General features: G+C 57.9%; 22 protein-coding genes. 9 read left to right on the top strand and 13 right to left on the bottom strand.

Translation table 11 applies throughout. The features are described 5' to 3' along the window. Nucleotides 1-230 precede the first annotated feature (230 nt). On the bottom strand, nt 231-1,841 hold the full coding sequence (locus GOW93_RS02910) for a hypothetical protein (RefSeq protein WP_170381560.1): 1,611 nt from the start codon (nt 1,839-1,841) through the stop codon (nt 231-233). Nucleotides 1,842-1,942: 101 nt separating this feature from the next. Here GOW93_RS02910 and GOW93_RS02905 point away from each other — a divergent pair, with 101 nt between their 5' ends. After that, nucleotides 1,943-2,671 (top strand): thiamine diphosphokinase, encoded by a 729-nt coding sequence (locus GOW93_RS02905; RefSeq protein ID WP_170381559.1) that lies wholly within the window; start codon nt 1,943-1,945, stop codon nt 2,669-2,671. Here the strand turns inward: GOW93_RS02905 and GOW93_RS02900 are convergent. From GOW93_RS02900 to GOW93_RS02885, 4 genes are read right to left on the bottom strand one after another with little or no spacing between them, the layout of a single operon-like run. Then, a complete protein-coding gene (locus GOW93_RS02900) occupies nt 2,616-3,530 on the bottom strand; it encodes a DMT family transporter (RefSeq protein WP_170381558.1) in 915 nt (304 codons plus the stop codon). The genes GOW93_RS02905 and GOW93_RS02900 overlap by 56 nt on opposite strands. Before the next feature lie 40 nt (nt 3,531-3,570). Next, nucleotides 3,571-3,981, bottom strand: a complete 411-nt coding sequence (locus GOW93_RS02895; RefSeq protein ID WP_170381557.1) for a GFA family protein — start codon at nt 3,979-3,981, stop codon at nt 3,571-3,573. A 20-nt stretch (nt 3,982-4,001) separates the two neighbouring features. Further along, the gene (locus GOW93_RS02890; RefSeq protein WP_170381556.1) at nt 4,002-5,375 is read right to left on the bottom strand and encodes an L-serine ammonia-lyase; all 1,374 of its coding nucleotides are present in this window, start codon (nt 5,373-5,375) and stop codon (nt 4,002-4,004) included. Nucleotide 5,376: 1 nt separating this feature from the next. Continuing rightward, a complete protein-coding gene (locus tag GOW93_RS02885) occupies nt 5,377-6,078 on the bottom strand; it encodes a glutathione S-transferase family protein (RefSeq protein ID WP_170381789.1) in 702 nt (233 codons plus the stop codon). 167 nt (nt 6,079-6,245) lie between these two features. Here GOW93_RS02885 and rpiA point away from each other — a divergent pair, with 167 nt between their 5' ends. The 6 genes from rpiA (at nt 6,246) to GOW93_RS02855 (ending at nt 12,480) form a co-directional block, all read left to right on the top strand. Beyond that, on the top strand, nt 6,246-7,031 hold the full coding sequence (gene rpiA / locus GOW93_RS02880; RefSeq protein WP_170381555.1) for a ribose-5-phosphate isomerase RpiA: 786 nt from the start codon (nt 6,246-6,248) through the stop codon (nt 7,029-7,031). Between the two features lie 172 nt (nt 7,032-7,203). Then, the gene (gene gor, locus GOW93_RS02875) at nt 7,204-8,562 is read left to right on the top strand and encodes a glutathione-disulfide reductase (RefSeq protein WP_170381554.1); all 1,359 of its coding nucleotides are present in this window, start codon (nt 7,204-7,206) and stop codon (nt 8,560-8,562) included. Between the two features lie 72 nt (nt 8,563-8,634). Beyond that, nucleotides 8,635-9,777, top strand: a complete 1,143-nt coding sequence (hflK, locus tag GOW93_RS02870; RefSeq protein WP_170381553.1) for an FtsH protease activity modulator HflK — start codon at nt 8,635-8,637, stop codon at nt 9,775-9,777. Beyond that, the gene (gene hflC / locus GOW93_RS02865) at nt 9,777-10,664 is read left to right on the top strand and encodes a protease modulator HflC (RefSeq protein ID WP_170381552.1); all 888 of its coding nucleotides are present in this window, start codon (nt 9,777-9,779) and stop codon (nt 10,662-10,664) included. Before hflK ends, hflC begins: the two co-directional genes overlap by 1 nt. Next, entirely contained in the window at nt 10,664-10,858 is a 195-nt protein-coding gene (locus GOW93_RS02860; protein ID WP_170381551.1) for a DUF2065 domain-containing protein, read from the top strand. Before hflC ends, GOW93_RS02860 begins: the two co-directional genes overlap by 1 nt. Nucleotides 10,859-11,043: 185 nt before the next feature. Continuing rightward, nucleotides 11,044-12,480, top strand: coding sequence for a Do family serine endopeptidase (locus GOW93_RS02855; RefSeq protein ID WP_174818995.1), 1,437 nt, complete (start codon nt 11,044-11,046; stop codon nt 12,478-12,480). A 289-nt stretch (nt 12,481-12,769) separates the two neighbouring features. Here the strand turns inward: GOW93_RS02855 and GOW93_RS02850 are convergent, their stop codons facing one another. The 5 genes from GOW93_RS02850 to GOW93_RS02830 form a co-directional block, all read right to left on the bottom strand. Beyond that, nucleotides 12,770-13,438: a Crp/Fnr family transcriptional regulator gene (locus GOW93_RS02850; RefSeq protein ID WP_170381549.1), complete on the bottom strand. Its 669-nt coding sequence runs from the start codon at nt 13,436-13,438 to the stop codon at nt 12,770-12,772. Nucleotides 13,439-13,597: 159 nt separating this feature from the next. Beyond that, complete coding sequence (locus GOW93_RS02845) at nt 13,598-14,203, bottom strand: inner membrane-spanning protein YciB (RefSeq protein ID WP_170381548.1); 606 nt, start codon at nt 14,201-14,203, stop codon at nt 13,598-13,600. 16 nt (nt 14,204-14,219) lie between these two features. Further along, complete coding sequence (locus GOW93_RS02840; protein WP_170381547.1) at nt 14,220-15,122, bottom strand: EamA family transporter; 903 nt, start codon at nt 15,120-15,122, stop codon at nt 14,220-14,222. Between the two features lie 87 nt (nt 15,123-15,209). Next, entirely contained in the window at nt 15,210-16,373 is a 1,164-nt protein-coding gene (gene ftsY / locus GOW93_RS02835; RefSeq protein WP_170381546.1) for a signal recognition particle-docking protein FtsY, read from the bottom strand. Between the two features lie 58 nt (nt 16,374-16,431). Then, entirely contained in the window at nt 16,432-17,070 is a 639-nt protein-coding gene (locus GOW93_RS02830) for a lysoplasmalogenase (RefSeq protein ID WP_170381545.1), read from the bottom strand. 126 nt (nt 17,071-17,196) lie between these two features. On the opposite strand from GOW93_RS02830, the gene GOW93_RS02825 reads away from it, so the two are divergent. Further along, nucleotides 17,197-17,592, top strand: a complete 396-nt coding sequence (locus tag GOW93_RS02825; RefSeq protein ID WP_170381544.1) for a hypothetical protein — start codon at nt 17,197-17,199, stop codon at nt 17,590-17,592. 7 nt (nt 17,593-17,599) lie between these two features. On the opposite strand, the gene xseA is transcribed toward GOW93_RS02825, so the two are convergent. After that, on the bottom strand, nt 17,600-19,093 hold the full coding sequence (xseA, locus tag GOW93_RS02820; RefSeq protein WP_170381543.1) for an exodeoxyribonuclease VII large subunit: 1,494 nt from the start codon (nt 19,091-19,093) through the stop codon (nt 17,600-17,602). A gap of 75 nt (nt 19,094-19,168) precedes the next feature. Between xseA and purD the strand changes: the two genes are divergently transcribed. Further along, on the top strand, nt 19,169-20,431 hold the full coding sequence (gene purD, locus GOW93_RS02815) for a phosphoribosylamine--glycine ligase (protein ID WP_170381542.1): 1,263 nt from the start codon (nt 19,169-19,171) through the stop codon (nt 20,429-20,431). A 91-nt stretch (nt 20,432-20,522) separates the two neighbouring features. Here the strand turns inward: purD and GOW93_RS02810 are convergent, their stop codons facing one another. Continuing rightward, entirely contained in the window at nt 20,523-21,269 is a 747-nt protein-coding gene (locus GOW93_RS02810; protein WP_170381541.1) for an FG-GAP repeat domain-containing protein, read from the bottom strand. Beyond that, nucleotides 21,269-21,592 carry a 2Fe-2S iron-sulfur cluster-binding protein gene (locus GOW93_RS02805; protein ID WP_170324526.1) on the bottom strand — a complete coding sequence of 108 codons (324 nt, stop codon included), beginning with the start codon at nt 21,590-21,592 and terminating at the stop codon, nt 21,269-21,271. Before GOW93_RS02805 ends, GOW93_RS02810 begins: the two co-directional genes overlap by 1 nt. Between the last annotated feature and the right edge of the window lie 30 nt (nt 21,593-21,622).

The raw sequence follows: 21,622 nt of genomic DNA, 5'->3' as shown, positions 1-21,622 counted from the left end.
AATTTCAGTCAGTCGTAAACTCTAAAGCGTGCTGGAAATTCAATCTGGGGTCGTCCCCGTTTGAATGAACTGGGCATGAACAATACTAAATGCCCGAGATAGGCGCATTTGTGCATAGCAGCTCAATGTGGTGTGGGATTCCGACCTGCAAACAAAGGCGTGAAAGGTTTTGTTCAACCAAAATGGGTCAGAATTACCTCTGCCCCATCATCATTCGAGATGCTTGGCGGTTAACCTGCAGCCCGCTCATCATCCGGGCGGAAGCCAATCTGGGTCGAGGCCGAGAAACGTCCACCTCCCGCTTTTTCAATCTTGCCGTCTCGCAATAGTTGGCCGAATGAACGCAGGCTTTCCTCTCGGTTGAAGTCGTCCTGCTTGAGTGAGCGAACCTTGTTCATCAACTGCGGGCGCGAGAACTGTTCCTGGCCCTCGATGAAAGACAGATATGACGCGGCCGCCTCAAGCAAGTCAGGCAGGGATTGCGCGCCCTGCTCTTGGGCGAACAGGGCAAAGCCGCCTTCTTCGGTAGAGCCATCTGCGGAACTGGTCTTCACGCGGCGGGGGCTAATCGGTCCTGTATCTTCAGTGGCCCGATTGTCGATACGTTGTTCCGCCACCAGTTTCAGCGGCGCGTTAGCGTCGCTGCTAGGACGCGCGGTGGTCACTTCGGTTTCCGGACGGCGGGGGCTGACGACTGAGGACATATCTTCGCGGTAGTCCCCTTCGTTGTTGTCCTCCTGCGTGACCGCTGCAACATGGCGTTCGGCTTCGGTCGCAGCTACGGCTGCACGCAAGTGTGTGTAAGCTTCGCGCTGGTCGCTGGTGCTCGGGTCGTTCAGACGCTCGCTGGCCTTGTCCATCAGGCGCGAAACATCTTGATCCATATCCAGTTTCTCAGCATCCGCCTTGGCTGCGCGGTTTGCCAAAATGGTTTCCACGCTGGCAATCTCTTCCAGCAGATCAACCTCATCATCTTCGGTAAGAACGTTATCTTCAGACTCCGCAACGACGTCATTGTCAGGCTCGGCGTCGCTGAGGATATTGGCGTCTTCCTCATCTTCATCGAAATCCGTGAACCAGGCGCCCGTCAGGGTGGATTCGTCTTCTGGCTGTTCCTCGTCGGTAACCTCTGAAGAGTCTGTTGCCAGTGCCTCTGGTTCGTTTTCCAGTTCCGACAGCTCTGTTTCTTCTACTTCGGCAGTGAACTCTGTTTCGGGTTCGACCGGTTCCTCGGTTACATTTGGCGCTTCAACAAGCGGACTGGGCTCGGCGGTGGCATCGTCCAAATCTGCTGGATCCAATGTGCCAGCAGCAAAGGCTGCAGCGACGGCATCAGAAGGTCCGGCGCTTTTCATAAGAGACGTATCTTCATCTTCTGTGTAGATGACCGAATTTTCATCGGAGTGAGAGACAACGGCCCGGATACGCTGCAATTTGGCGGCTATGCTGTCAGCCGCAGGTGCTGCTGCATCTTCGACGGGTTCCGCCTCGGCAAAAAACGCTTGAGCAGAGGGCGGGGTAGGAGGCGTGTCGACGACGCTCGGCTGTGGTGCGCTTGTGGTTGGGTGCGACTGCGCTGCGGCCTGTTCTGTGGATCGGATCAGCAATCCAGCCTCATTCCGGCTGGCTTCAACCCTGCGCGAAACATCCCGTTGCGCGATACGCGTGAGCATCTCTGTGTCGGGTTGCGGAGGCTCGGAACCAAAGTAGCGATCATCAGCGGCGAGGTCACGAAAGTACTCGGCGATCGCCTTCATCGTCTCGAAGGAATCGTCAAAGCCTTCCAATGTGCATGAGAAGGTCCCGTAAGAAACGGTCAATACCTTGTTATTCTGTACCATCAGACGCACGTCCTCTACAAACTACATGAGCCACCTAACACTGCGATAGGTACACCTGTGGCTCGAAACTCTCTGCATCAACTTATCATTTTGTGGTCTCAATGTGTCCAAAAGCGGGAAAAATTGATCAATCGTCGAAAAGTACAGCAATTGTGCGTTCTGAAAGGCCAATCGCGTTGGTCGGTGGCGGTCGAATCGGTCCTGATGATCTAAATATGACGCTAATCAACGTCAGCAAGGTCGTGGCCGCAGATGGTGGGGCGATTCCGCTGATGGATTCGGGGCGTATGCCGGATGCGGTGATCGGTGACTTTGATTCGCTGGACAGCAGCTATCGTGAGCGGATTCCAGAAGACCGATTGTTCCCGATCCGCGAACAGGACAGCACGGATTTTGACAAGGCACTTCGTAACGTCGAGACACCCTTGGTGCTGGGTGTTGGATTTCTGGGGGGACGGCTGGATCATCAGCTTGCGGTGCTCAATGCATTGGTTCGATTACGAGACCGCCCCTGCCTGCTGCTGGGAGAACACGAAGTCGTGTTTCATGCGCCGCCCGGGATAACGCTCGGGCTGACGCCCGGTGACGTGGTCTCGTTATTCCCGTTCCAGCGCGTAACAGGTCGCAGCCGAGGATTGGAATGGTCGATCGACGATCTGGTACTAGAGCCGAACGGTCGCGTTGGGACATCCAATCGTGCACTGTCAGAGGTGGAGCTTACAGTGGATGGGCCGGGCCTACTGGTGATGGTGCCGCGAGCGGCATTGGATCGGGTCATGCAGGCGTTTCTGTCGGGGAAGACCGGGCGCTGGCCCGCTCGCGAAGAATGACGTAAAGGCCCGCAGCGATGGTAATTGCGATGCCGATAGCCGCGATGCCGTCTGGCAGGTCGTGAAATATGATCCAGCCGAACAAAGTGGCCACAGGGATCTCCAAATATTGCATCGGAGCTAGTGTCGCAGAGGGGGCATAGCGCAATGACCAGGTCATAAACAGATGTGCGACAGTTCCCAGAAGCCCGATACCGATCAACAGGAAATGGCTGTCTGGATGTGGTAGGGCCAGCGAAGCGGCGTCCACGCCACCGAAGGTTCCAGCCAGTAGGAACAGCACTAGAAGGGTCGTGGCCATTAGGCCTGAAACAGCCTGCAGAGCAATTGGATCGACCTCTTTGGCGATGCGACGTGTCACCAGCATGAACAGTGAAAAGACCAGCGCCACGACGAGCGGCAGAAGAGCCGCGGCGCCTACCTCGGCAAAGCTGGGCTGGATAACAAGAAGGGTACCAACGAAGCCCACAATACAGGCAAGTAAACGGCGTAATCCGACCTCTTCACCCAGGACATATTGACCCAGCAAAAGCATGATGAACGGCATCACAAAGGCAATGGCGACCGCGTCGGCCAGCGGCAGGAAAAGCAACGCGCTGAACATGGCTGAGATGCCGATGATATGAAGAACGGTGCGGATGAAAGCCAGCCTGAGAATTCGGCCCCGCATGCGCAAAGTGCGACCGCTTAGAACAACCAAAGGAACCAGTACCAGCGCCTGGACGACAAAGCGTACATAAACAAGTGTACCTACGGGAGTTGTTTTGCCCAACAATTTGGCCGTCGCGTCGCCAAGCGGTGCGATGATGCAGAAACCAAGCATCAGAATGATGCCAAAGACCGGACGATCCCTTGTCATAGTCGCGACGCTACGGGTTTTGTTGACCGGTGGAAAGCTCCTAGGGCAGCGGCTGAACCTTGGTGTAGTCCGGCCCGATGCAAGTCGGTAGACCGTCATCCAGCCGCAGCCAGTCCAACTTTTCCTCATGCGCCACGTGCAACGTGGGTTCCAGTCGGTTTGGGTCTTCCAGCGTTGCTACATACAGGTGCAAAACGCCCGACATAGACTGTGACCGGAACGAAATCGGCGTGCCGCAATGTGGGCAAAAGCTGCGCTCGACACCCAGGGAAGAATAGAAGATTTTCGGCGACTCGCCAGTCCATCGCCACTGCCCGTCACGCACGCCGAAATAGGTTGTCATCGGCGCAGCGCACTGCCGTCTGCAACTGTCGCAGTGGCAGGACACGCAGGACAAGACCGGTGGGTCAATCTCGTATCGGATGGTGCCGCACAGGCAATGTCCTAGCATCTCACCCCTCAATGTTTGCGTCAGCAGTTGGGTATGTTCACCGCCAATCCACCTAGCGACGTTTCCTTATATTTCTCGTGCATATCATGCCCGGTCTGGCGCATGGTTTCGATCACGGAATCCAACGGTACAAAGTGTTTCCCATCACCACGCAAAGCCAGCGAAGCTGCCGAGACCGCCTTGATTGCTGCCAAACCGTTGCGTTCGATACAGGGGACTTGCACCAACCCGGCAACCGGGTCGCAGGTCATTCCCAGATGATGCTCAAGCGCGATTTCGGCGGCGTTTTCAACCTGTTCGGGGGTTCCACCCATCACGGCGCACAGCCCTGCGGCGGCCATAGCGGATGCACTTCCAACCTCGGCCTGACAGCCCGCTTCGGCGCCCGAGATCGAGGCGTTGTATTTGACCAGGCCGCCAATGGCGGCAGCCGTTAGCAGGAAATCCTCAACGTGGCTTTCCGACGCACCCGGCACATGTTCGAGGTAATAACGCAGCACAGCAGGCATCGTACCCGCCGCTCCGTTGGTCGGCGCGGTGACAACCTGACCACCGGCGGCGTTTTCCTCGTTCACTGCCATGGCATAGACGCTCATCCAGTCATTGATGGTGTGCGGCGCGTTCAGGTTCATGCCCCGCTCGGCCTGCAGTGCATCGTAGATGCCTTTGGCCCGGCGGCGGACATTCAGACCTCCGGGCAGGATGCCATCGGTCCTGAGGCCACGTTCGATGCAATTGTTCATGACCTCCCAAAGGCGCGCAGTACCCTTTGCAAAACTGTTGGCACAGCCGCGCGCGATTTCGTTTTCGCGCTTCATCTGAGCGATGCTCTTGCCGCTGTCCTTGGCCATCTGCAGCATTTCGGCGGCGGATTTGAACGGGAACGGCACTGGGTCGCCCTCTTCGGTCGCCTTGCCCTCGGCCAGTTCCTCTTCGGTTAAGACAAAGCCGCCGCCGACCGAGTAAAAGACTTGCCGCAGGATCACATCGCCCTGTGCGTCGGTGGCCATCAGGATCATGCCATTGGCGTGACCGGGCAAGTTGTTTTCATAGTCAAAGACCAGATCGGCCTTGGGATCAAACTGCAGCGTCGGCAGGCCTTCCGGGGTAACGCAGTGTGTCTCGGCAATCTCGGCCAGCGCGGCCTCGGCTTTGTTGTTGTCGTAAGTGTCGGGCACGAACCCGGCCAGCCCGAGGATGGTGGCCCGATCAGTCGCATGGCCAACGCCAGTAAAAGCCAGCGAACCGTGCAGAGACCCGCGTAATCCGGTGAATTCGAACGGAGACGCGCGCATCATGTCCAGAAAGCGTGCGGCGGCCACCATTGGCCCCATGGTATGAGACGAAGACGGGCCGATGCCCACTTTGAACATATCGAAGACAGATAAGAACATATCAGGTAGCTGAGCCTTCTTGAGGAGTAGCATAACTAGGAGAGGTGAACGGCGTAACCCCCAACCCCTCGGCCGCGTTTGCGGCTTGCGTAGCGGGGCGGGTTTCAAGCTGCATCAGGATAGCTTGCAGGTAAGGCGTGTCCGCCAATTGAAACCAACTGCGATCTGCGCAGGCAGGATAGAGGGCCATCCAGCGCATTTGGCACGCCAGATAGTAGGTCAGAACCGAGGAGTGATCTGGACATAGCCAAATCGGTGCATTTTTCGCTTCGGCATCAAGCGCTCGCAGATGTTGCCGCAGTCGCGGGCGGATGCCGGTACGCAACGTCTCGGCCTGCGCGGCGTCAATGTATTTCTCGGCGTAGAACAAGATGCGAAGGTCCGCGTGAAGCGTGTTGGACGCAAAAAACAGCCATTTCAGGAACGCCGCCCTGTCCGGGCTGTCGGGGGCAGGGGCTAATTGCCCATGTGTATCCGCCAGCCAGAGCAAAATTGCAGCTGTTTCAAAGATCGGCCCGTTTGGCGTTTCCAACACCGGGATCAGCCCGTTCGGGTTCAGCGCCCTGTAGGCCGCACTGTCCTGTTCGTTCCGGCGGCGATCTACCAGAACGGTCTGATAGGGCAGGCCCATCTCTTCCAACACCAATCTGACGACCAGAGAGGCGTTGTCGGGGGCATAGTGAAGGCGATAGGGCGCGGTCATGTCTTGTATGTATATCGTGGGGTGTCTGCGCGAAGCATCGATTGCGACGTTTCCCATCGGAAACGCGTATTTTAGGCGTATGTTTGCAGTATAAGTGACTGAATTGGCACTCGCAGTTGGCGGTCACTTTCCGTATAAGTTCCGCAGCACTACAGGGAAACGCTGCCATGACCCGAGATTTGTCACCCATCGACAAGGCAAAATACGCCGCCGCGCGCCGTGCTGCGGACATGGTTCAGGATGGGATGCGCGTCGGGCTAGGTACTGGATCGACCGCCGCCTGGATGGTGCGCCGCCTAGGTGAAAGGGTTCAGAATGAGGGTCTGCGTGTCAAAGGGGTTCCTACTTCGACCCGCACCGCACAATTGGCCCGCGAGGTCGGGATCGAGGTTGTCTCGCTGGATCAGGCTGGTTGGCTGGACCTGACTATTGATGGCGCGGACGAGTTCGACGGAGAACTGAACCTGATCAAGGGGGGCGGGGGCGCGCATCTGCAGGAAAAGATCGTCGCCACAGCCAGCGACCAGATGATCGTCATTGCCGATGCAGGGAAAGAGGTTGAGACGCTAGGCGCGTTTCCCTTGCCCGTTGAGGTCATCCCATTCGGTTGGCAGACGACCCGCACGTTGATCGAGGAAGCATTGGACACGATGGATGTTCTGGGCACCTCGGCAATGCTGCGGATGAATGGCGAAGCGCCTTTCGTGACGGATGAGGGGAACCACATCCTCGACCTGCATCTGCAGCGCATCGGCAATGCGCGGCAACTGGCGCTGGTGCTCAATCAGGTTCCCGGCGTGGTCGAAAACGGGCTGTTCATCGACATTTGTGACAAAGTTGTGATCGGTCATGGCGATGGTCGGGTTGAAGTACGGGACATAAACGCTTCCATCACCGAACTGGACCAATTGATTGAGGGCGGCGATAACCTGTTCTCGGATTTGGCGGATTAAGGAACGACCGCATGCCAAGTTTCACGAAAACTCTGGCAAGATATCGTGGGTTGTGCGCCCGCTTTCTGGGTTCTGGCCGCGCTTTGACAAAGAATGAATTGCAACTTTGGAACTAAACCATATCTGAGGGTTGCTGAATTTCACCCCAATCAGACAAACGACGGGAATTACTATGAGCTTTGACTATGATCTGTTCGTCATCGGAGGTGGCTCGGGCGGGGTTCGCGCGGCTCGTGTGGCGGCTGGTGAGAACGGTGCCAAGGTGGCGCTGGCCGAAGAGGACCGCTATGGCGGAACCTGCGTCATTCGAGGATGCGTGCCGAAAAAGCTGATGGTCTTTGCCAGTGAGTTCTCGGGCATGGTCGGGGATGCGCAGGCCTATGGTTGGGACATTCAGCCCGGTGCTTTGAACTGGAACACGTTCCACGGAAAGCTGGTGGCGGAACTGGACCGTTTGGAAGGTATTTATCGCAATATCCTAAAGAACAACGGCGTCGAAAGCTTTGATCAGCGCGCCACCGTTGTTGACGCTCACACAGTTGAGCTGGCCGACGGCACCCGTAAGACGGCCAAACATATTCTGATCGCCACCGGTGGCCGCCCGGTTGTGCCCGAGTTTCCGGGTTCGGACCTAGCGATTACCTCGAACGAGATTTTCCATCTCGACAAACTGCCCGAAAGCATCTTGATCGTCGGCGGCGGCTATATCGCCAGCGAATTTGCGGGGATCATGAATGGAATGGGTGTAAAGACGACCCAGTTCTATCGCGGTGCGCAAATCCTGCGCGGTTTCGACGAAGAGGCGCGTGGCTTGATCAGTGAAGAGATGTGCCAGAACGGCATCGATCTGCATCTGGGCACCAATGTGCTTGAGATGAAAAAGCAAGGTGACAAGATCTGGGTCAAAGCCACCAACGGGTCCGAGCAACTGTTCGATGTGGTTATGTATGCCACCGGCCGTGCGCCCAACGCCGACAATCTGGGGCTTGAGGCCGTAGGCGTCGAACGCGGCCGCAAGGGTGAGATCATCGTGGATGAGTACAGCCAGACCGGCGTGCCCTCGATCTTTGCCATTGGTGACGTGACTGACCGTGTAAACCTGACCCCGGTTGCGATCCGCGAGGGGATGGCTTTTGTCGAAACCGTCTTCAAGGGTAATCCGACGCCGGTGGATCATGAGTTAATCCCAACTGCGATCTTCACCCAGCCGGAATTCGGCACGGTTGGTCTCAGCGAAGAAGAAGCTGCGGCTCAGGAACCGATTGAGGTATACGCCACTTCGTTCAAGCCAATGCAAAAGGCTTTTGCAGGTGGAACACAGCGTGTGTTGATGAAGCTGATCGTCAGCCAGGCCACTCGTAAGGTGCTGGGTTGTCATATCGTGGCACCCGGCGCGGGTGAGATGATCCAGTTGGCAGGAATCGCCGTTAAGATGGGCGCGACCAAGGAAGATTTTGACCGAACGGTTGCGGTTCACCCGGTCATGGCCGAAGAACTGGTGACAATGCGGCAACCTGTGCGCACTGCTTGATTTGCAACCGCGCGCACACAAGTTACAAGGGAACCCGTGATCACACGGTCCAACACGAAGGAATAGATACATATGGCGGGCAACAGCGGTGGCCCCTGGGGGGGCGGAGGCTCCTCGGGTGGCGGAGGAAATCGGGGTAACAACGGGGACGGGCGCAAGCCCCCCGAAGGCGAAAGCCCGCAAATCCCCGAGATCGACGAGCTGATGAAGAAAGGCCAGGAACAGCTACGCGTCCTGATGGGCGGTCGTGGCGGTTCGGGTCGCGGCGGTGGACAAGGTGCCGGTGGGGGTGGACCCATCTTTACCAAAGGCACAGTGTTGATCGGCGTGGTCGTTGCAGCCGTGCTGTGGGGTGCGGCCAGCTTTTACACCGTCAAGCCTGAAGAGCAGTCGGTTGAGTTGTTCTTGGGTGAGTTCTCAGCCGTTGGCAATCCGGGTCTGAACTTTGCCCCGTGGCCTTTTGTGACCGCTGAGGTCATCCCGGTCACCCGCGAACAGACCGAGGATATGGGCGGCACGCGTGGCAGTGACGACGGCTTGATGCTGACTGGCGACGAAAACGTGGTCGATATCGATTATCAGGTCGTTTGGAATATCAGCGACCCGGCCAAGTTCCTGTTTAACCTGCGTGATCCACGCCAGACAATTCGTGCTGTGTCGGAATCAGCGATGCGGGAAATCATTGCGCAAAGCGAACTGGCACCAATTCTGAACCGGGATCGCGGTATCATCGCGGATCGTCTTCAGGAATTGATCCAGTCCACAATGGATAGCTACGATTCCGGAATTAACATCGTACGCGTGAACTTCGACAAGGCCGACCCGCCGCAGGACGTAATCGCAGCCTTCCGCGACGTTCAGGCTGCCGCGCAGGAGCGTGACCGCCTGCAAAACGTGGCCGATGCCTATGCCAACCGCGTTCTCGCGGAAGCCCGTGGTGAAGCTGCGCAGGTACTGGAAGAAGCCGAAGCCTATCGCGCGCAGCAGATCAACAGCGCACAGGGTGAAGCCAGCCGTTTCAGTGCGGTTCTGGAGGAATATACCAAAGCGCCGGACGTGACCCGAAAACGTCTCTATCTGGAACGGATGGAACAGGTTCTGGGTGACGTGGACAAGATCATTCTGGACGAAAACTCGACCGGTCAGGGGCAGGGCGTCGTGCCATATCTGCCGCTGAACGAGCTGCGCCGCAATCAGAGCGGGGAGAGCAACTAATGCGTAAATCACCCATTCTTCTCATCCTCGTCGTGATTCTCGGCGTTGTTGGCCTGTCGTCGATCTTCATCGTCGATGAACGGGAGCGCGCGCTGGTTCTGCAATTTGGTCGTGTGGTAGCGGTCAAGGAAGAGCCCGGTCTGGCGTTCAAAATCCCGCTAATTCAGGAAGTTGTCCGCTATGACGACCGTATCCTCTCCATCGACGTTCAACCGCTCGAGGTGACACCTCTGGATGACCGTCGTCTGGTTGTAGACGCCTTCGCGCGCTATCGGATTTCGGATCTGAATCGTTTCCGTCAGGCTGTCGGTGTAGGTGGTATCCCAGTTGCCGAAGATCGTCTGGATCGCATCCTGCGCGCCGAAACCCGCGAAGTTCTGGGTTCGGTGTCGTCTCGCGACATCCTGAGTTCTGACCGTGCCGCGTTGATGCTGCGGATCCGCAACAGCGCGATTGCCGAAGCACAGGCGCTGGGCGTCAACGTGATCGACGTGCGTCTGAAGGCGACCGATCTGCCTCAGGCCAACCTTGAAGCCACGTTTGACCGGATGAAAGCTGAACGGGAACGTGAGGCCACCGACGAACGCGCCCGTGGTAACGAGGCCGCACAGCGTGTCCGTGCTCAGGCCGACCGGACCGTGGTCGAATTGGTTTCGGACGCCAACCGTGAGGCTGAGATTATCCGAGGTGAGGCTGACGCCGAACGCAACGCGATCTTTGCCGAAGCCTATGGTGCGGATCCGGAGTTCTTTGAATTCTACCGTTCACTCACCGCGTATGAGAATGCCCTTCAAGGTAGTAACAGCTCGATGGTGCTGAGCCCAGATTCTGAGTTCTTCAACTACCTTGGATCTCCAACAGGACGGCGTGCGCCGGTCGCTGAGTAATGGGTATGATCCTTCTGGCCTTCGGGCTGGTGCTGATTGTCGAGGGGCTGGCCTATGCGCTGGCCCCTTCGCTTATTGAACGTATGCTCGAGGCGCTGCGAACCTTGCCCGAACAGGCGCGGAGGCTGGCGGGCTTGCTTTGCGTGGTCAGCGGTCTGGTGCTGCTGTGGGGCGCATATCAGCTTGGGTTTTAGGGTGATGATTTCAATTGCCGGTGAATTCCCCGCGATCCCGAGTTGCGGGCTTGAACAAACTGACTACATTGGTTGCTAAGAGTGGTCGCTAAGGGGCGACCGCACGATAATTGTCGACAAGGAGTTCCCAAGTGCAGGCTCAAGCACGCAGTATTTCCGTCCACAGAGACGATGGTGTTGGTTTCATGCGGCTGATGTGGCTGGCCTTTGCGGGGATGTTGCTTGTACTGGCCCAGACCGTCACCGCGCAGGCGCGAGGGGAAAGTCTGGCGCCATTGGCCGAGAAGATTAGCCCGGCCGTGGTTAACATCACGACCTCTACGCTGGTCGAAGGGCAAACAGGTCCGCAGGGGATTGTGCCCGAAGGCTCGCCTTTCGAGGATTTCTTTCGTGAGTTTCAGGACCGCAACGGTGATGATAACAACCGCCCACGCCGCAGCAATGCGCTGGGATCCGGCTTTGTGATTTCTGAGGATGGCTATATCGTCACCAACAATCATGTCATCGCGGAAGCAGATGAAATCCTTGTAGAATTCTTCCCCGGTGACGGTCAGCCCAAGAAAGAGCTGCCAGCCAAGGTGATTGGTACGGATGAGAAAACCGACATTGCACTGCTTAAGGTCGAGGCAACTGGTCCGCTGAAATATGTGCAATTCGGTGATAGCGACATTGCGCGAGTGGGCGATTGGGTTATCGCCATGGGCAATCCGTTGGGTCAGGGCTTCTCAGTATCGGCTGGTATCGTTTCAGCGCGGAACCGGGCCCTGAGCGGGTCTTACGACGACTACATCCAGACGGATGCGGCGATCAACCGGGGGAACTCGGGAGGGCCGCTGTTCAATATGGATGGCGAGGTGATTGGTGTGAACACGGCGATCTTGTCGCCCAATGGTGGCTCGATCGGGATTGGGTTCTCGATGGCGTCGAACGTCGTGGTCAAGGTTGTCGACCAACTGCGCGAGTTCGGAGAAACCCGCCGCGGCTGGCTGGGCGTGCGGATTCAGGACGTGACCGAGGACATGGCCGAGGCAATGGGGCTGGATAAGCCCGGCGGTGCTCTGATCAGTGATGTGCCCGACGGACCCGCCAAGGATGCTGGTCTGCTGGCCGGGGACGTGATTCTGAGCTTTGACGGAGTTGAAGTCGAAGACACGCGCGGTCTGGTGCGTCAAGTCGGTGAAACCACGGTAGGCAAGTCTGTTCGCGTGGTGGTGCAGCGCGATGGCGGCACCCAGACCATACTGGTAACGCTGGGCCGTCGAGAGGATGCAGAGCGTGACGAAGAAGGTGAAGAGGAAACCTCTGAAGCTCCGACCGAGGAGAATGCGGATATTCTGGGTCTGACCATCTCGCCCCTGACTGACACGTTGCGGTCGGATCTTGGTTTGGATGCCGACGCCGAAGGTTTGGTTGTGACCGAGGTTGACGAAGGGTCCGAGGCTTTCTCCAAAGGCTTGCGTGCCGGTGATCTGATCACCGAGGCCGGTCAGCAAAAGGTGAGTTCGATCGAAGACCTTGAGGCGCGCATGGAGGAAGCACGCGAAGCGGGGCGCAAATCTCTGTTGCTGCTGGTACGCCGTGGCGGCGAACCTCGGTTTGTGGCGCTGAGCATTGACGGGTAACCGTTTCTCATAGTGCGACAAAGGCCGGGGTTCACCCGGCCTTTTTTACGTCAGTTCAATGCGCCATCGACCACAGGCTCTGATGGCACCAGATTGCCAAGCAACTGATGCTGGGAACCTCAATCTGCGGGGCGCAAAATAAACGAGCCATACACCCGGGTAGGTGTATGGCTCTGATACAGGGAGAGGTCAGTGGACAGATATCGGGGATGATTCTCTGACCTCCTACGGTAACATTTCTGAAAATAGTCTTAATGTGATCCTTGGTCTGTGAAGCAGGTCACAAGGATTATATAAGGTCCGACTCAGCGAGCGCCCTGAGAGCCTCGAAATCCTGAATCATTATTCCACCGCGAGAGGCCTCGACAACATTGTCTCGCTTCCAGGTGGAAATGGTCTTGGACACCGCTTCGCGGGTGGCGCCGACGAATTCTGCCAACTCGCTTTGCGACAGGGTGATCCGGGTAGAGGGGTCGTCCTGAAGTTCCGACAGATGCAACAGTTTGCGCGCCAGTCGGATCGGCATCGGCAGAAAGACCTGTTCGTTCAGTTGCGATCCCATCCACCGCATGCGTAATCCTGCAAGGCGGATCAAGTCGACGGCCAGATCAGGATGTTCTCGGATTTGCTCCATTACGTCGCCTTGGCGCACGCGCAACACGCGGGACGGCTCGGCCGCTGCGATGGTGGCAGTGCGGGGGCCGCTGTCAAACAGGGCAATCTCGCCAAAGATCTCTCCGGGGCGCATCAGGGTCAGCGAAAGTTTACGGCCACTCATGGCAAGAAACGAGACCTCAAGCGTGCCTTCAAGGATGGCAAACAGAGCGTCGCCTTTGTCACCTTGTTCAAACAGAACGTCCCCCCGGTCCAGAGAAATTTCAGTCGCCTGGGCGGAAAGCATCGCCTTCAGCCTGTCGGACGCCTCGGACAGAAAGCCGCTGTCTGGGAAAGCCGTCATGCGTTTCGAATTCTCCGGCTGCGAGTGGTGAATGGTGACACAACTTTTCACAGCTTCGGCATTTAGCCAAGTTATTTGTCCGCTTTTCCGCACAATCTGGCCGGGAACAGACGCAAATCCTTTTAAACTCTCAGGGTGAATGCGTTGGAAGCGGTTTTCTTACTGACTGTCCGGATCGTCCATATAGTTCTGCAGAAGACTGAATTGCAGCATCAGAAACGCCATCAGAGCGATGGGGAACGCGAAGGTTTCGATTTTCACCCACATGTCTGTCGACATTGTGCGCCAGACGAACTCGTTAGCAATGGCCAAAACCGCGAAACACGCGCACAAGCGCCGCGTCAGGATCATCCAGCCTTCGTGGCGCATGGGCAGCATCTCATCCAGGACATAGGCAAGGTAGGATTTGCCTTGCAAAAGGCCAATGCCCAGCATGATCGAGAAGAAGCCGTAGACCAGTGTGGTTTTCATCTTGAAGAACCGCTCATCATTAAACCAAGCGGTCAGGCCGCCAAAGAAAATGACCATGATTGCAGTGAAAATCTGTATCCGGCTGAGCTTGCCTGTCAGATACCAGAGGATGCCCATTGCAGCGAGCATCAAGGGTACAAAGATTATGGTGGCAACGATAAAGCCGGAATATTCGATGCCACCGATCAGGAAACTGTCATCTCGCAGGCGCAGATAGATAAAAAAGAAGGCCAGCGGGGGGCCAAGCTCCAGAACCTGTTTCAGAATTGGGTTTATCTCTTTTTTGCCGGTCATCGGTTCTTCCTGCTGCTTACCCGCCCATTTCAACTATTACGGCGCCGAGTGCAATCAATGCCATCAATGCGATCCGCCTTGGCCCCACAGTTTCCTTCAATACCAACCATCCGATCAGAGCCGCAAAGACGGTTGACGTTTCCCGCAGAACGGCAGCTTCACCGACCTTGTCGAGCCTCGTGGCCAGCATGATGGCTCCGAAAGACATGGGGGCGATAATCCCCCCTGCAAGACCGCGCAGCATCAAAGGTCCGATAGCCGGACGGTTGATCATCGCGCGCCACCTGAGGAAGGCGTAGAAAGGCATGGTGGCACCATCGATCATGAAGAACCAGGCCAGAAAGGTGAACGGATCGGCGGTGGCACGAATGCCATAAGCATCATAGGTGGTGTAGAGAGCAACAAACAGGCCCGTGCATACGGCCAGAATAAGGGCAATGCCCAGCGTCTCGCGGTTGGTTTCCAGAAAGTGGAAGTTATAGGCGGCCAGCCCGAAGATACCGGCCAGTAAGACGGCTACGCCGAACCATTGCATGCCGGTGAAGGTTTCCCCGAACAGGAGATAGGCTCCGATGACGGTGAATAACGGGCCAGTGCCCCGGACCACGGGGTAGACAACGGTATACGAGCCTTTGGTGTAGGCCATTGCCTGTAGTGTTTTGTAGGCGATGTGGATCAGCCATACGACGGCGAAGATCGGCCACATATAGGGTTCCGGCCAAGGCACCACAAAAAAGGCAAACGGGGCGGCCATCAGGCAGTAGCAGGCGTCGATTGCCCCGCGCGACAACCACGGGTCGTGGCGGCCCTTTTGCAACGCCCCGAAAACCGCGTGCAGAAAGGCGGCCATCAGGGCCAGCCCCAGGGCAAGCTGATGGCCTGCTTCCGTGCCTTCGAGTGAGATCAGCCAGTCGCTCAAGTGTCAGATCTTTGTGCTTGGTGAAGAGGCTGGGGGCTGTCTGCCCCCAGACCCCCGAGGATATTTTTGGCCAGATGAAGGGCCGGATCAGCTTTGGTCCAAGCCGGTCAGGGCGGCGGCGAATTCTTCGGGGTCGAAGGGGGCGAGGTCGTCAATTTGCTCTCCAACGCCGATGGCGTGGATGGGCAGGCCAAACTTGTCCGCCAGTGCCACCAGAACGCCGCCTTTTGCGGTGCCGTCTAGTTTGGTCATCACAAGGCCAGAGACGTCGGCCAGCTTGCGGAAGGTTTCGACCTGACTCAGTGCGTTCTGGCCGGTGGTGGCGTCCAGAACCAGCAGCGTGTTGTGTGGAGCGGTCTCGTCTTTCTTGCGGATCACGCGGACGATTTTGGCCAGTTCCTCCATCAGGTCGGCGCGGTTTTGCAGGCGGCCTGCAGTGTCTATCATCAGAAGGTCTGCGCCGTCTTCCTGCGCCTTAGTCAGAGCGTCGAACGCGAGGCTGGCGGGATCGGACCCTTCCGGGGCGGTCAGGACGGGCACGCCTGCGCGTTCGCCCCAGACCTGTAGTTGTTCGACTGCGGCGGCGCGGAAGGTGTCACCGGCGGCGATGACGACCTTTTTACCTGCTGATTTGAACTGACTGGCCAGCTTGCCGATGGTGGTGGTCTTGCCTGAGCCGTTCACGCCAACGACCAATACCACCTGCGGTCGTTTGGGGTAGATCGGCAGGGGTTTGGCGACAGGTTCCATTACGCGGGCGACTTCTTGGGCCAGCAGCTGTTTGATTTCCTGGGTTGAGAGTTTGCGCCCATAGCGCCCTTCGGCCATGTTGGACGTGACGCGCAGGGCGGTGTCTACGCCCATGTCCGAGGTGATCAGCAGCTCTTCGAGCTGTTCCAGCATGTCGTCATCCAGCGTACGGCGGACGGCGGTTTTGGCCTCGCTGCGACCGAACAGACGGCCCAGCATACCTTTGGAGGGCGCGGCTTCGGGTGGCGGGGGTGCCGGTGTCGGGTCAACTGGTGCGGGTTCAGGGACTTCAACCGGTTGCGGCGCTGGAGTGGGCTCTGGTATTTCCGGCACTGGTTGCGGAACTTCTGGCACCGGTTCGGGCTGCGGCTCAGGCTCAGGAATAATCGGGTCCGGTGCGGTCGTTTCCTCACCGCCATCCTCGACGATGGCCTCAAGCCCCTGTTCGAGGCGGGACGAGGATTTGAACAGCTTGTCCTTGAGCTTTGAGAAAAACGCCATTTTTGGTCTCCGCAGGTGTTCTCCTCACCTAATGCGGTTTTGCGGCAGTTGCAAAGGGTCAGAGAAACGCGACCAGCAATCCGGCTTGTGCACCCCAGTAGAGGGACCAGACCATGTATGGCGTGATTTTGAGGGCGGGATGATTTGCGGGCAGCAGAAACTTTTCGGTCGCCAGGATCAGATCAGAAGCAACAAAGGCCAGGGCCGCAGGCAGGGCCCATCGCAGCGAACCGGTTTCCGGTAGCGCCAGGACTGTGATTCCCATTCCTAGAATGACCGGGATGTAGGCAAGAACGGGTCTTTTAAACTCTCCAGCACGCGGGGCAAGCAGGGTGGCTGCCACGATGCCGAGGATGATCAGTGACCAGAAATATCCGGACCGGTCGAGGATCAGCGTGGGGTCGCTAGAGGGGTAGGTTAGAAACAGAGCGATATAAGCCAGATGTCCGGCGGCGAATGCGCCGATGCCGGCCATAAAGGTGTTGTCCGTTTCGCGCGACAACAGCGCGTCGCCAACGGCACAAAATGAGAGAGCAAGCGCCAGAGGTAGCGGAGCTTCGTTAAGTAAGGCGATCACGACTAGAATAGCCACCGACGCTGTCTTTACGAACGACCGCAAAGTGGTTGCAGGGTGCGGCGAGAGGGGCAGATAGGCCAATGCAAAGACAGCTGCGACGAAAATAAAGGCGTTCGCCATGGAAACTACTCCGTTTTCAAAAGCTTGGGGCGAGTAGTTGATTCGCTTCAACCGGTGACGTTGAGGCAGATGATTATGTGGAAATGGTGATTGGCGCGGCTCAATCACATCTGACACAATGTGTTCATGCTCAGATTCCTTGCGATTCTTCTTCTTTTGTCGGCGCATTCCGCGTCGGCTCAATCCGCGCTGTCGGCGGCGGATTTTGACGATTACACACGCGGAAAAACACTTTTCTATGGGTTTCAGGGGCAGGTTTATGGCGTTGAACGGTATCTGCCCAATCGCCGGGTAATCTGGTCGTTTCTGGATGGCGACTGCAAGGAAGGCATTTGGTACGAGCAGGGTGACCAGATTTGTTTCCTTTACGAAGATCGCCTGGACCCGCAATGCTGGGTGTTTACCCGGTCAGGGAACGGCCTGATCGCGCAGTTCGAAGGTGATCCGGAGCAAACGGAACTTTATGAGGCCGAAGATATTGACGAAGAGATGGTCTGCTACGGGCCGGATGTTGGTGCTTAGGCTTGTTTCAGAACAGTGACCCCTGATCTGGCGCGTCCTTTTTGGGTGCTTTCTTCGCGGTTGGCCGCGGCGCTGAGGATTGGCCAGTGTTCAGAATACCATCTGCAAACTCGATCTGTAGCGAGCTGTGCTTGGCGGCCTGTTCCTTGGTCGTCAGAACCTGATCATCGGCACGCACCACGGCATATCCTCGCTGCAATGTGGCTTTGTAGCTGAGTGTTTCGCGCAAACGATCGGTTGCGTCCAATTGTTGCCGCATCCGGTCCAGCCTTATCGTCTGGGCCGTGTCCATGCGTTCACTTAGGCGGGAGAGGGTTTGACGCTGTACCTCGATCTCGCGCTGGATCGGGCGCAGCGACAGGCGAGAGGACAGGTTGCGGACCGCTTCCTGACGGCTTGTAACCAGGTTGCGCAAGGTCGATGGGCGTAGATGGGCCGACAGTTTCACCACTTGCAAGTGGCGATTCTGCACGCCTCGTTCCAGCGCAGGGCTCAAACGATCTGCAATTAAATCAAGTCGTTGTCGCGGAGTGTTCAACAGGCTGTCTGGGCGCGGCAAGGCACGGGACAGGTCGCGCAGGCGCTGTGATCTTCGTTTAACGGCATCCGTTGCGGCGCGGGACAGACGCGCACCTTGTTCGCCGGTCCACGCCAGCAGTTCCATCCGCACAGGAACCGCCAGTTCGGCGGCAGCGGTAGGGGTGGGTGCGCGGCGATCCGAGACGAAGTCGATTAGCGTGGTATCGGTTTCGTGCCCTACAGCCGATATCAGCGGGATGTCCGAAGCCGCGGCAGCCCGCGCCACGATCTCTTCGTTGAACCCCCAGAGGTCTTCGATCGATCCACCGCCTCGTGCGACGATGATCAGATCGGGCCGTGGCAGGGCCCCGCTGGGCGATAGTTGGTTGAAGCCCTCGATTGCATTGGCGACCTCGGGGGCGCAGTTCGATCCCTGAACGGCCACTGGCCAGATCAAAACTTTGCGCGGAAAGCGGTCGCGCAAGCGGTGCAGAATGTCTCGGATCACCGCGCCCGAAGGCGAGGTCACCACGCCGACAATCTGCGGCAGATAGGGCAGCGGCTTTTTGCGTTCGGGTGCAAACAGCCCTTCGGCCTCAAGCTGTTTCTTGCGCTTTTCCAGCAGCGCCATCAGTGCGCCTTGCCCGGCAACCGCAACCTCATCGACGTTCAGATTGTATTTCGACTGAGCTCCGAAGGCAGTGAGTCGACCGGTGACGACGACTTCAAGCCCTTCCTCAGGGACAACGGACAGGCCCGAAACCTGACCCTTCCACGTGGTGCAGGCCAACACGTTCCGGTCGTCCTTGATGTCATAGTACAAATGCCCCGAGCGCGCCTTGAACACGCGCCCGACCTCTCCACGCACACGGATTCGTCCGAACGCGCCTTCCAGCGTGCGCTTCACCTCACCCGAGATATCCGAGACAGTGTATTCAGGGGTGTTTTGGCCGGGAATTGGGTCGTCAAGCAGGTCGGACATTTCAGCGCCTTGTGTCAAATGCCTGCCCAGCTTAGAACGCCCGCAAGGCGAGGCCAAGCAGATCGGAGAGCAGTCATGAATATCCTCATTCTCGGCAGTGGTGGGCGGGAACACAGCCTGGCCTGGGCAGTGATGCAGAACCCAAAATGTGACCGGTTGATTGTAGCACCGGGCAATGCCGGGATCGCGCAGATCGCGGATTGTGCCGCGCTGGATATCGAGAATGGTGGGGCCGTTGTCAGCTTTGCCGAAGAGAACGCGATTGATTTCGCGATCGTTGGCCCCGAGGCGCCTCTGGCCGCCGGAGTGGCGGATCGCCTGCGCGAGGCGGGCGTGCTGGTGTTCGGACCCTCAGCGGCTGCGGCGCAATTGGAGGCCTCGAAAAGCTTCACCAAAGAGATTTGCGATGCGTCCGGTGCTCCGACGGCGGGTTACGCCCGGTTCACTGAGGCCGAGCCGGCGAAAAAGTACATCCGAGAGCAAGGCGCGCCGATTGTGGTCAAGGCAGATGGTCTGGCTGCGGGCAAGGGCGTGATCGTGGCGATGGACGAACAAACCGCGCTGGAGGCCATCGACGATATGTTCGGCGGCGCCTTTGGCGGCGCTGGCGCCGAGGTCGTCATTGAGGAATTCATGGAGGGCGAAGAGGCGTCGCTTTTTGTGTTGTGCGATGGTGAGGACATCCTGTCCGTTGGCACCGCGCAGGATCATAAGCGCGTAGGCGAGGGCGATACCGGCCTGAACACCGGCGGTATGGGCGCCTATTCCCCGGCGCCAGTTCTAAGCGCCGACGTTGAAGAACGCGCGATGGAAGAGATCATCAAGCCCACCGTGGCCGAGATGAAACGGCGTGGGATGCCGTTTCAGGGTGTTCTCTATGCCGGTTTGATGATCAAGGACGGGCAGCCGCGTCTGGTGGAATACAATGTGCGGTTTGGCGATCCCGAGTGCCAGGTTCTGATGATGCGCCTTGGCGCACAGGCGATGGATTTGATGCATGCAGCCGCTGAAGGGCGCCTGGGTGAAGCGCGTGTGAACTGGGCAGACGATCACGCCCTGACCGTGGTGATGGCCGCGAATGGCTATCCGGGTTCGTATGAAAAAGGAAGCGTGATCAGCGGTTTGGCGGGCTTGCCTGAAGACAGCGCAAACATGGTTTTCCACGCCGGAACAAAGGCCTCGGACGGCCAGGTTTTGGCCTCGGGAGGTCGCGTCCTGAATGTCACCGCGCGGGGCGGGACGCTGCAGGAAGCGCGGGATCGAGCCTACTCAATGGTAGACGGAATCGACTGGCCCGATGGGTTCTTTCGCCGCGATATCGGTTGGCGGGCGCTTTAACCCAAAGGCTCCCGCGCCCTGACGCTGCATCAAAGATGCAACGCCGAAGGCCTTGGGCCGGGCAGCCCGCTGGCGCGGGCTGCGGGTGCGCCTAGCGTAAACAGTCGAGAGTTTGCTTCACTGCCTTGTGGGTGAAAGAGGACAGCATTCGCGTTGTCCAACCGTCTTCGTAGCTGACGCTGGCGATCTGCTGCCAATCGGCACTGACGACGATCAGTTCAGGGCCCGTGCCGCAATCTCTGACTCCGCCGGTGATAAAGTCTTCACCAATGCGATGGTTGGTCAGGCCGGGCAGGGTGGCGACCTCGGTCAGGTCGCCATCCCTATATCGCCAGATGCGCAGGGTCTTAGCCAGGTGAGGCCGGTCGATATAGGCGATTTCCACATAACCGTCTCCATCCAGATCGGCCGCACCAATCGGGGCCAGCCAGCGGAAACGGGTACCTATATGGGGCGTGGCGGCAATTTTCTTTCCACCACGGTCATAGATCGAAAGTTGAGCGCCTGTCCGGTTGTGGGATTCGACGACGATGACCTCTAATTTGCCATCCAGGTCGATATCTATCAGCCGTGGAGCCAAATCTTCAAACACTCTGTCTGAAGGCAGTCGAATGGTGAGTGTGTCGCTTTGGACTGTCAATTCCAGCGCGCTGTACTCGATATTGTCGCCCAGGACACCGTGAGCATAGCGTGTGGTGGGTTCTGTAAAGCGAGCGCTTGTAATTGTTTCGGCAACCGCAGGCGTTTCTCCCGCCAGCCACAAGCTCAACGCCAGCAGCGCGCCGCGTACCCGATCTTGCCACAGGCGGACGGATAGGTGCGGCGCTTTGGCGATCATCAGATCTGTTTTTCGGGCATCTGTACCACCAGACCGTCCAGTTCATCCGTGACCTTGATCTGGCAGGTCAGGCGCGAGCGGGCGGGGTCGGGCTCGTAGGCAAAGTCCAGCATGTCCTCTTCCATGTCGTCTTTGGCCGGAACCTTCTCGACCCAGTCGGGGTGGAGGTAGACATGGCAGGTCGAGCAGGCGCAAGCGCCGCCGCAATCGGCCTCGATGCCGGGGATGTTGTTGTCACGGGCGCCTTCCATGACGGTCAGCCCGTTGGCGACCTCGACTGTATGTTCGGTCCCGCTGTGCTCGACATAGGTGATCTTTGCCATTGCGTGCGTCTTCCTTTTTCGATTGTCGAA

It is taken from the genome of Ruegeria atlantica (genome assembly GCF_013032455.1).
In the GTDB taxonomy this organism is placed as follows: Bacteria; Pseudomonadota; Alphaproteobacteria; order Rhodobacterales; family Rhodobacteraceae; genus Ruegeria; species Ruegeria atlantica_B.
Note: the sequence above shows the minus strand (reverse complement) of the source record. Positions and strands in the feature narration are given on the sequence as shown.